Origin of the sequence: Kitasatospora sp. NPDC047058 (genome assembly GCF_040643935.1) — a bacterium.
Lineage (GTDB): Bacteria > Actinomycetota > Actinomycetes > Streptomycetales > Streptomycetaceae > Kitasatospora.
This window is the reverse complement of the sequence record NZ_JBEYVJ010000275.1, coordinates 1-9,813: the sequence shown is the minus strand read 5'-3', so window position 1 is coordinate 9,813 and position 9,813 is coordinate 1. Positions and strand designations below refer to the sequence as shown.

At 74.9% G+C, this 9,813-nt stretch carries 8 protein-coding genes and 1 pseudogene; 8 read left to right on the top strand and 1 reads right to left on the bottom strand.

Translation table 11 applies throughout. From position 1 onward, the window contains the following. The 6 genes and pseudogenes from ABZ885_RS29405 to ABZ885_RS29380 all read left to right on the top strand — a co-directional run. A pseudogene (locus ABZ885_RS29405) lies at positions 1–315 on the top strand (beta-ketoacyl synthase); the annotation flags it as partial. 149 nt (positions 316–464) lie between these two features. Further along, positions 465–1,475, top strand: coding sequence for a 4-hydroxyphenylpyruvate dioxygenase (hppD, locus tag ABZ885_RS29400; RefSeq protein ID WP_360195019.1), 1,011 nt, complete (start codon positions 465–467; stop codon positions 1,473–1,475). A 39-nt stretch (positions 1,476–1,514) separates the two neighbouring features. Then, positions 1,515–2,429 carry a phytanoyl-CoA dioxygenase family protein gene (locus ABZ885_RS29395; RefSeq protein ID WP_360195016.1) on the top strand — a complete coding sequence of 305 codons (915 nt, stop codon included), beginning with the start codon at positions 1,515–1,517 and terminating at the stop codon, positions 2,427–2,429. Then, positions 2,426–3,445, top strand: coding sequence for a thiamine pyrophosphate-dependent dehydrogenase E1 component subunit alpha (locus ABZ885_RS29390; RefSeq protein ID WP_360195013.1), 1,020 nt, complete (start codon positions 2,426–2,428; stop codon positions 3,443–3,445). The genes ABZ885_RS29395 and ABZ885_RS29390 overlap by 4 nt, the downstream gene beginning before the upstream one ends. Beyond that, positions 3,442–4,401 (top strand): transketolase C-terminal domain-containing protein, encoded by a 960-nt coding sequence (locus tag ABZ885_RS29385; protein ID WP_360195010.1) that lies wholly within the window; start codon positions 3,442–3,444, stop codon positions 4,399–4,401. The genes ABZ885_RS29390 and ABZ885_RS29385 overlap by 4 nt, the downstream gene beginning before the upstream one ends. 76 nt (positions 4,402–4,477) lie before the next feature. Continuing rightward, positions 4,478–5,269 (top strand): DUF3050 domain-containing protein, encoded by a 792-nt coding sequence (locus ABZ885_RS29380; protein ID WP_360195007.1) that lies wholly within the window; start codon positions 4,478–4,480, stop codon positions 5,267–5,269. Positions 5,270–5,338: 69 nt separating this feature from the next. Here ABZ885_RS29380 and ABZ885_RS29375 read toward each other — a convergent pair whose 3' ends face one another. Next, on the bottom strand, positions 5,339–6,688 hold the full coding sequence (locus ABZ885_RS29375) for an acyltransferase (protein WP_360195004.1): 1,350 nt from the start codon (positions 6,686–6,688) through the stop codon (positions 5,339–5,341). Positions 6,689–6,848: 160 nt separating this feature from the next. Here ABZ885_RS29375 and ABZ885_RS29370 point away from each other — a divergent pair, with 160 nt between their 5' ends. After that, positions 6,849–9,215, top strand: coding sequence for an FHA domain-containing protein (locus ABZ885_RS29370; RefSeq protein WP_360195001.1), 2,367 nt, complete (start codon positions 6,849–6,851; stop codon positions 9,213–9,215). An 87-nt stretch (positions 9,216–9,302) separates the two neighbouring features. After that, positions 9,303–9,813 (top strand): hypothetical protein (locus ABZ885_RS29365; RefSeq protein ID WP_360194998.1); only part of this gene is annotated, 511 nt, incomplete at its 3' end.

Here is a 9,813-nt window from a genome sequence, read left to right as displayed (position 1 = left end):
CTCGCCGAAGACGGCGCGCAGCGCCGCGGTCTCGGCGAGCACGGGCCCGCGGTCAGCTCGACCAAGGGCGCCACCGGCCATCTGCTCGGCGCCGCAGGGGCGTTGGAGGCGGCGGTCACCGCGCTGGCGGTGGCCCGGGGGACGCTGCCGCCGACCCTGAACCTCACCGACCCCGACCCGGCCTGCGCCCTCGACCACGTCCGCGGACCGGCCCGGTCCACACCGCCCGGAGCCGCCCTGAGCAACGCCTTCGCCTTCGGCGGCCACAACGTCAGCCTGGTCTTCGGCCCGGCCTCCACCCGCTCCGCCCGGTAGCACCGGCACGGCCCGCATATCGCGCCGGCCCGCACACCGCGCCGGCCCGCGCACCATCGGCCCACGCATCGCCGGCGCGCGCACCGCCGACGCACGCACCGCCGGCACGCCCCAGCCACTCGTCCTTCACCACCTCCGGGGAGATCCCGTTGTCCATCCAGTCCATCACCCACGTCGAGTTCCACTGCGCGGACGCCGACCGGGCCGCGGCCGGCCTCTGCGCCGACTTCGGGTTCGCCGCCGAGCCCGCCCCGCCGCCGGGCGCCCCGCAGCCCGAGCCCGCCGGCCTGCGCGTCGTCCGGCTGCGCCAGGCCGCCATCCGGCTGCACCTCTTCTCGGCCGCCGACCCCGCCCACCCGGTGGCCCGGTACGTGGCCCGGCACGGCGACGGCGTCGCGGTGATCGCCCTCGGCTGCACCGACCCGCAGGCCTCGCTGGAGCGCGCCGAGCGGCACGGCGCGCGCGTCCTCGACCGGGCCGGCGGCCTGGTGGCCGGCTTCGGCGACCTCGCCCTGCGGTTCGTCCCGCAGCCGCCCGGGCAACCCGCCGCACCGCCCGGCGGCACCCTGCTGGACGCCCTCGACCACGCCGCGATCTGCGTCCCGGCCGGCGAGCTGGCCCCGGCGGTGAAGTTCTGCGAGGCCGCGCTCGGCCTGCACCGGATCTTCGGCGAGTACATCGAGGTCGGCGAGCAGGCGATGGACTCCGGCGTGGTGCAGAGCGCCTCCGGCGAGGTCACCTTCACCCTGATCGAGCCCGACACCACCCGCCGCCCCGGCCAGATCGACACCTTCCTGGCCGACCACGACGGCGCCGGCGTCCAGCACCTCGCCTTCCGCACCGACGACATCGCCACCGCCGTCCGCACCGTCCGCGAGCGCGGCGTCGAGTTCCTCAGCACCCCCGGTGCCTACTACGACGCGCTGGCCGAGCGGCTCGGCGGCACCGCCATCCCGGTCGCGACGCTGCGCGAGCTCGACGTGCTGGTCGACCAGGACCACGGCGGGCAGCTGTTCCAGATCTTCGCCCGCTCCACCCACCCCCGCCGGACGTACTTCCTGGAGCTGATCGAGCGCCAGGGCGCGGGCACCTTCGGCACCGCCAACATCAAGGCCCTGTACGAGGCCGTCGAACGGCAGAACGCCCCCGCCTCCGTCTGAGCGGCCCGCCCCCACCCCGACCGAAGGAGGCACCACCCCGTGACCACCGCCGCCGAGTTCCGGCTCACCGAGGCCGAACGCGCCCTGCTGCCGACCCCCGAGGAGGTGGCCGGCTACCTCGAACACGGCTGGTACCTCTCCCGCCGGCTGTTCGGCGACGAGGAGCTGGACACCCTGCAGGCCGCCACCGAGAAGTACTACGAGGGCCACCGCGACCGCCGGCTGCCGGTCCGCCCGCCGCACCTGGCCTCCTGGGAGCCCGCCCACGGGCCGGTCCAGCGGCACAACGACTACGTGCACTACGAGAGCGACGCGATCGGCGCGATCCTGCGCAAGCCGCTGCTCGGGGCCGTCGCCGCGCTGCTCGCCGAGGCCGAGGAGATCCGGGTCTTCCAGGCCACCCTGATCTACAAGCCGCCGGTGCCCGAGGAGCCGAGCAACCGGGTGCCGTGGCACTTCGACAAGCACTACTGGCAGACCTCGGCCTCCGACCGGATGCTCACCGCGTTCCTGCCGTTCCACGACTGCGGCGAGGAGAACGGCACCATCACCATGGTCGACGGCAGCCACCGCTGGCGCGAGCTGGACTCCGGCGAGGACTCCACCCGGCACTTCGCCGAGCGCGACAGCGCCGAACTGGACGGGATCCTCGCCGAGAACGCCCGCTTCAACGGGCAGCAGGTCCGCAAGGTGCCGATGCTGATCCCGCGCGGGCACGTCAGCTTCCACCACTGCCGCACCTACCACGGCAGCGGCCCCAACCTGGCCGCCACGCCGCGCCGCGCGGTGTCGCTGCACCTCCAGGACGGCGCCAACGAGTACCGCCCGGCCACCCGGCCGGACGGCGCCGCGGTGGTCTACAACCACGACGTGGTCGTCCGCCGGACCCCCGACGGCCGGCCCGACTACGCCGACCCGGACGTCTGCCCGACCGTCTGGCGGGGCACCCGGTGACGGCGTCCCCTCCGGACCAGGCCGCCCCCGCCGCCCCGGTCGCCCCGCTCCGTACCCCCGGTCAGCGGTACCGGATGCTGCGGCTGATCCGGGGGTTCGAGGAGCTGGCGCTCGGGCTGGTGAAGTCCGGGGTGATCACCGGCGGCATCCACCCGTACATCGGCCAGGAGGCCGTGGCGGTCGGCGTCTGCGCCGCGCTCGGCCCCGGCGACCGGCTCACCTCCACCCACCGCGGGCACGGCCACGTGCTCGCCCGCGGCACCGAGCCGCGCCGGCTGCTGGCCGAACTGGCCGGCCGGGTCGACGGGTTGAACCGGGGGCGGGGTGGCTCGATGCACGCCGCCGACCTGTCGCTGGGCATCCTCGGCGCCAACGGCATCGTCGGCGCCGGCGCGCCGATCGCGGTCGGCGCCGCCTGGGCCGCCCGCCAGGCCGGCGACGGCCGGGTGGTGGTCTCCTTCTTCGGCGACGGCGCGCTCAACCAGGGCGTCCTGCTGGAGTCGCTCAACCTGGCGGCGATGTGGCGGGCCCCGGTGGTCTTCGTCTGCGAGAACAACGGCTACGCCACCACGCTGCCCGCCGGCACGGCGGTGGCCGGCAGCGCGCTCGGCCGGGCGGCCGCCTTCGGCATCCCCGCCGAGACGGTGGACGGCATGGACACCGAGGCCGTCCGGGCCGCCGCCGGGCAGGCCGTGGCCCGGGCGCGGTCCGGCGAGGGCCCCGCCTTCCTGGAGTGCCGCACCTACCGCTTCGAGGGCCACCACACCATGGAACGCCGGATGAAACTCCGCTACCGCACCGCCGAGGAGGTGGCGGCCTGGCGCGAGCGGGACCCGCTGCCCCGCGCCGCCGCCGCGATCGGCGCGGCCGCGAGCGCCGCGCTGGACGCCGAGGTGGCCGCCGAACTCGCGGAGGCCGAACGGTTCGCGCTCGCCTCCGCCCACCCGGACCCGGCCGGGGCCTCCCGGTACCTGTACGCCGACGGGCGGCAGCCGCGGGCGGGGGCGACCGCATGAGGCTCTCGTACACCAAGGCGCTCAACCGGGCGCTGGCCGACGAACTCGCCGCGGACGAGGCGGTCTGCGTGTTCGGCGAGGACATCGGCGCCGGCCTGGCCGGCCCCACGCTGGGGCTGCTGGACCGCTTCGGGCCCGGGCGGATCGTCGACACCCCGCTCTCCGAGCAGGCCTTCACCGCGGCGGCGGTCGGCGCGGCGCTGGCCGGCCGCCGCCCGGTGCTGGAGTTCCAGATCCCCTCGCTGCTCTTCCTGGTCTTCGAGCAACTCGTGAACCAGGCGCACAAGTTCTCGCTGATGACCGGCGGCCAGGCGGGCGTCCCGCTGACCTGCCTGGTGCCCGGCTCCGGCTCCCGGGACGGCTGGGCGGGCCAGCACTCGGACCACCCGTACAGCCTGTTCGCGCACGCCGGGGTGAAGACCGTGGTGCCGGCCACCCCGGCCGACGCCTACGGGCTGCTCCGCTCGGCCGTCCGCGACCCGGACCCGGTCGTGGTGTTCGCGCCCGCCGCCGCGCTGCCCGTCCGCGAGACCGTCACCCGGGAGCTGGTGCCCGTCCCGCTCGGCTCGGCCCGCGTGCACCGGACCGGCACCGACGTCACCCTGGTCGCCGTGGGCCACCTGGTGCACGACGCGCTGGCGGTCGCCGGCGAACTCGAGGGCGAGATCTCGGTCGAGGTCTTCGACCCGCGCACCCTGTACCCCTTCGACTGGGCGGCGCTGGCCGCCTCGCTGGAGCGCACCGGCCGGCTGGTGGTCGTCGACGACTCCAACCGCAGCTGCGGCATCGGCGCCGAGGTGGTCGCCACCGCCGCCGAGGAACTGCGGCTGATCGCCCCGCCCCGCCGGGTCACCCGCCCGGACGGCGCGGTGCTCCCCTTCGCCCCCGCCCTCGACCGCGCCCTCCAGCCCGGCCGCGAGCAACTGCGGCAGGCCCTGCGCGCCGTCGTGAAGTAGGCCGGGCACCCGCCGTCCCCGGGAGGCACCCCCACCTTCCGGGGCGTCCCCCTTCCCCCCTGTGAGGAGCCCCCGCATGTCCACCAACCGCTACCACTGGGACCGTTCGCACCCCGGCCTGACCGGCCTCCAGCGGGCGATCGACCCGCTGCGCCGCGAGGTCGTCGGCCACACCGTCTACGGCGGCCTGAACAGCCTCGGGCGGGTCCGCACCTTCCTGGACCGGCACGTGTTCGCCGTCTGGGACTTCATGTCGCTGCTGAAGAGCCTGCAGCGCGAGCTGACCTGCGTCGACGTGCCGTGGGTGCCGGACGGGCCGACCGCCAGCCGCCGGCTGATCAACGAGATCGTGCTGGTCGAGGAGAGCGACGAGCTCGGCGAGGGCTACACCAGCCACTTCGAGCTGTACGTCGAGGGCATGCGGCAGGCCGGCGCCGACCCCGCGCCGGTCGAGGCCTTCCTCGGCCTGATGCGCGCGGGCACCGCGGTGCCGGAGGCCCTGAAGGCCGCCGGAGTGCCGCAGGCCGCCGTCGACTTCACCTCGACCACCTGGGAGATCATCGAGAACGCGCCGGTGCACTGCCGCGCCGCCGCCTTCGCCTTCGGCCGCGAGGACCTGATCCCCGACATGTTCGCCCAGGTCATCAGGATCGAGGACCCGGACGGCCGGCTCACCGTCTTCAAGGACTACCTGGCGCGGCACATCGAGGTGGACGGCGAGCAGCACACGCCGATGGCGATGCAGATGCTGATCGACCTGAACGGTGAGGACGACGCCAGGTGGGCCGCCTGCGCGGACACCGTCCGCCTCGCCCTGCAGGCCCGGGTGCGGCTCTGGACGGCGATCGAGGAGGCCTTCCCGGCCTGATCACGGCACGCGCGGCGCCGCGGGCGCGCCGGGAGACGGCCGGACGGTGGCCGTCCCCCGGCGCGCCCGCTACAGCACCTTCGGCAGCGTGGCGACCACGGCCGGCAGGACGTCCGCCGGGTCGCGGTGGCGGTGCAGCGCCGCCCGGCCCTCGGTGCCGCGCAGCCGGGCGGCCAGCCGGGCCGGGAGCACGACGGTGGCGAGCTGTCCGGCGCCGTGGAAGCCCTCGACGGCCCAGCAGACCCACGGCAACGGGTAGTTGGCGGCCGGACTGAAGAACACCGGCCGCTGCCCCTGGAAGGAGACCCGGTAGGCGCCGAACCGGCTCCAGTTGGAGAAGCTGAACCGCCGCCGCTCCGGGTCGAAGCCGAGTGGCACGCACTCATGCAGCCGGGACCGCCCGAGCGACTCCAGGAAGGCCAGGTTGGCGCGGAGGTTGAGGTGCCCGGTGGTGAAGTCCTGCACGGCGGCCCGGAGGGCGGCGGCCAGCGCGGCCGGCCCGTCCTGCGGGCGCTGCGGCAGGTGGATCTCGCTGAGCAGGTTGCCGACCAGGCCCGGCGAAAGGCCGAGCGGGCGGCGGACGTTGACCGGGACGGTGACCATGCGCTCCTCCCGGTCGTCGTCCAACGCGCGGATCACCGTGGCGACATGGGCGAGGAGGGCGTCGCCGGTGGAGAGCCGGCGACCGGCCGCGGCGGCGAACCCGTCGCGCATCCGGCCGAGTTCGGCGTCGCCGAAGTACACCTGCACGGTCCGGTTGGCGCGCGGGCCGGCCGCGACCTCGCGGGCCAGGGCGGCCGCCTCGGCCGGCGCGGGCAGCCGGAAGCCGGGCCGGCCGCTGTCCTCGGCGGGCAACACCTTCTCCAGCAGGGCGTCCTGATCCTCGGTCAGTTCTACGTGCGGCAGCTCGCCGCCCTCCACCGCGGCGGACCAGGCGTGCAGCAGCAGCATGAAGCTCTGCAGGTCGCCGATCGCGTGGTGCCAGGAGCAGCCGAGCACGGTGCCGCCGGCCGAGGGCCGGGTGAGCCGCACGGTCAGCAGCGGCAGGCCGCCGGTCCGCGCGGCGGGCGCGTCCACCGGGTCGACCAGCCCGCCGCCCGCCGCGGTGACCCGGCCCATCGCCTCGGCGAGGGTGCCGTCCACCTCGTAACAGGTCACCGGTACGCCGGAGTCGTCGCAGACCATCTCCAGCACCCCGCCGGCGGTGCGCAGCCGGCCGGCGAAGACGGGGACGCGCTCCAGTGCCCGGGCCAGCCCCGCGGCGAGCCGGTCCTCGTCCAGCGCCTCTTCGAAGAAGAGCACCACCGAGACCGAGAGGTCGGCGAGCATGGTGTCCATCAGCCCGCAGCGCAGGACGGTCCCGGGGGCCCGGCCGGCCCGGACGAGCCGGGAGTCGCGCAACTGCGGCCAGACGCTCATGGGACCATCCCGGGGGCTCGCGTGGGGTCGTGCGCCGGAGCCCGGACGCCCGGGCGGCACCCCGAACGATAGGGCAGCGGCCCGGTGCCGATCCAGTGGTCCAGTCCAATTCCCGGTCCCGGCGCGCCGCCCGGGGGCTGCCCGGACTAGAATCCGAACCATGGGAGAGCGCGCAGGCGCGCCCGCCGCGCCGCCTCTGGTTCTCGTCACCGACACGGACTCGCAGCTGATCGACCCGCGTCGGGCGTACCACGTCGGCCGCGACCCGACGAGCGAGATCGTCCTCGACGACCCGCGGGTGTCCTGGCACCACGCCGTGCTGCGCGCCGACGAGGGCCACTGGCTGCTGGAGGACGTCGGTTCCACCAACGGCACCTTCACCGACGGCCGCCGGATCCAGCACGAGGACGTCGGCCCCGGCACCCGGCTGCGGTTCGGCAACCCGGCCGACGGGCCGGCCGCGACCTTCGCCGGCCTGCCCGCCCCGGCCGCCGCCGAGCGGCCGTCGCTGATCGCCCCGCAGGCCTCCGGCGTCTTCCGGCAGCCCAGCGCCGTCATCCGGCTGCCCGGCCGGACGGTCCGGATCGGCCGGGCCGGCGACAACGACCTCGTCCTGGACGACCTGGTGGTCTCCCGCCACCACGCCGAACTGCGCACCCTGCCCGACGGCGGCCACGAGATCGTCGACCTGGGCAGCCACAACGGCACCTACCTCAACGGCAGTCCGGTGGACCGGGCCCCGGTCGGCCCGGCCGACATCGTCGGCATCGGCCACTCGGCGCTCTGCCTGTCCGGCGACGAACTGGTCGAGTACACCGACACCGGCGAGATCTCGCTCAACGTCCAGGGCCTGGTGGTCAGGGTCGGCCCCGACCACCGGGTGCTGCTGGACGACGTCGGCTTCCCGCTGGCCGAGAAGGCCCTGCTCGCGGTGGCCGGCCCGAGCGGCGCCGGCAAGTCCACCCTGCTGAACGCCCTCACCGGGCTGCGCCCCGCCGACGAGGGCACCGTCCTCTACGACGGCCGCGACCTCTACCGCGACTACGCCGAACTGCGCCGCCGGATCGGCCTGGTGCCGCAGGACGACATCCTGCACACCCAGCTCACCGTCCGCCGCGCCCTGGCCTACGCGGCCGAATTACGCTTCCCCGGCGACACCACCAAGGAGGAGCGGGAGGCCCGGGTCGACGAGGTGATCCACGAACTCGGCCTGGACAGCCGGGCCGACCTGGTGATCTCCAGCCTCTCCGGCGGCCAGCGCAAGCGCGTCAGCGTCGCCCTCGAACTGCTGACCAAGCCGTCCCTGCTCTTCCTGGACGAACCGACCTCCGGTCTCGACCCGGGCATGGAACGCTCGGTGATGCGGATGCTGCGCGGCCTCGCCGACGACGGCCGCACGGTGGTCGTGGTCACCCACAGCGTGCTCAGCCTGGGCGTCTGCGACCGGCTGCTGGTGCTGGCCCCCGGCGGCCGCACCGCCTACTACGGCCCGCCCGACGAGGCGCTGCCGTTCTTCGGCTTCACCGAGTGGCCGGAGGCCTTCGAGGCGTTCGAGAGCGAGGACCACGCCGCCATGCAGAGCCGGTTCCGCGCCTCCCCGCAGTACCAGCGGTACGTGGAGGCCGGCGCGCTGCCGAACGTCCCCGCGGGGTACTCCGCCGCGCCGAACGGCAGCCCGATCGGCCCGGAGAAGCCGCAGGGCTGGTTCTCCCAGCTGGGCACCCTGGTCCGCCGCTACACCTCGGTCCTGGCCGCCGACCGGCTCTTCCTCACCGTGATGATCGCGCTGCCGTTCATCATCGGCGTGATGTGCCGGGCGATGGCCGGGGCCCGAATCTCCCCCGACAACGCCATCAACGTCGTGCTCACGCTCTGCATCGGCGGCCTGCTCACCGGCTCCGCCAACGCCGTCCGCGAGATCGTCAAGGAACGGCCGATCTACCAGCGGGAACGGGTGGTCGGCCTGTCCAGATCGGCGTACCTGGTCTCCAAGGTGGTGGTGCTCGGCACCATCACGGTGGCCCAGGCCGCCGTGCTCACCGTCGTCGGCCTGGCCGGGGTGAACCTCAGTCCGCTCCTGCCCAACGGCGTCCGGGTGCACAGCGGGGTGGTGCTGCCGCCGCTGGCGGAGCTGATCCTGGCCGTCGCCATGCTGTCCTTCTCCGCGATGATGCTCGGGCTGCTGGTCTCCGCGCTGGTGCGCAAGGAGGAGGCCACCATGCCGATGCTGGTGCTCCTCTCGGTGGTGCAGATCGTGTTCAGCGGCGCCATGCTGAAGCTGCACGGGGTGCCCGGCCTGGAGCAGTTCGCCTGGCTGGTGCCGTCCCGGTGGGGCCTGGCCGCGATGGCCCAGACCATCGACCTGCACACCGTCTTCCCGACCGCCATCACCGCCGACCCGCTGTTCCAGCCCGTCCGTGCCCACTGGCTGCGCTGCATGGGCCTGCTGGTGGGCATCTCGGCCGTGCTGGGCGTCGTCGTGCTGGCGCTGCTGCGCCGGCAGGAGCCCGCGATCATGCGGAAGTAGCGCGGGCGGCGGAGAACCGTGGCGGAGGCACGGTGACGGAGACGGCAGTGCAGGAATCGGAAGCAGCCGGGAGACAGGCAGCCGCCCATGGAAGAGTTCGCGTTCCGCCCGACCCACGTCGCCGCGCCAGGCGGTATGGCCACCTGGGCGGCGCCGGACCCGTCCCTGCCCTCGACCCCGCTGGACCCGCTGCTGCCGGTCCGGCTGATCGACCGGCGCGGCGACTGGGCGCAGGTACTCTGCTCGAACGGGTGGTCCACCTGGGTCGACGGCCGGCTGCTGGTCAACCTCCCCGGGTCGCCGCCGGCCGCGACCGGCCCGCCGGCCCGGACCGCCGACCCGCGACCGGTGCTGGCCGACGCGGACGGCTCCCTCACCAAGTACCGCTCGCTGCTGGAGGACCTCGCGGCCGGCACCATCGACCTGGAGACCTTCCGGGACAGGACCCACGGGCTGCGGCTCGGGCTGGTCGTCCAGGGGGAGGAGCTCTGGCTGTACGACGCGGTGCACGACCGCTGGTGCTACTGCGACGGCCTCCAGCTCCAGACCTACGCGGCGTCCGGGCGGCCGCGGCCCACGCCGGGCTCGGGGCCGTCCC

What these genes read in the sequence shown, in the direction of transcription:
- ABZ885_RS29370 (WP_360195001.1), top strand. Translation starts at nt 6,849, where the DNA reads ATGGGAGAGCGCGCAGGCGCGCCCGCCGCGCCGCCTCTGGTTCTCGTC.
- ABZ885_RS29380 (WP_360195007.1), top strand. Translation starts at nt 4,478, where the DNA reads ATGTCCACCAACCGCTACCACTGGGACCGTTCGCACCCCGGCCTGACC.
- ABZ885_RS29385 (WP_360195010.1), top strand. Translation starts at nt 3,442, where the DNA reads ATGAGGCTCTCGTACACCAAGGCGCTCAACCGGGCGCTGGCCGACGAA.
- ABZ885_RS29375 (WP_360195004.1), bottom strand. Translation starts at nt 6,688, where the DNA reads ATGAGCGTCTGGCCGCAGTTGCGCGACTCCCGGCTCGTCCGGGCCGGC.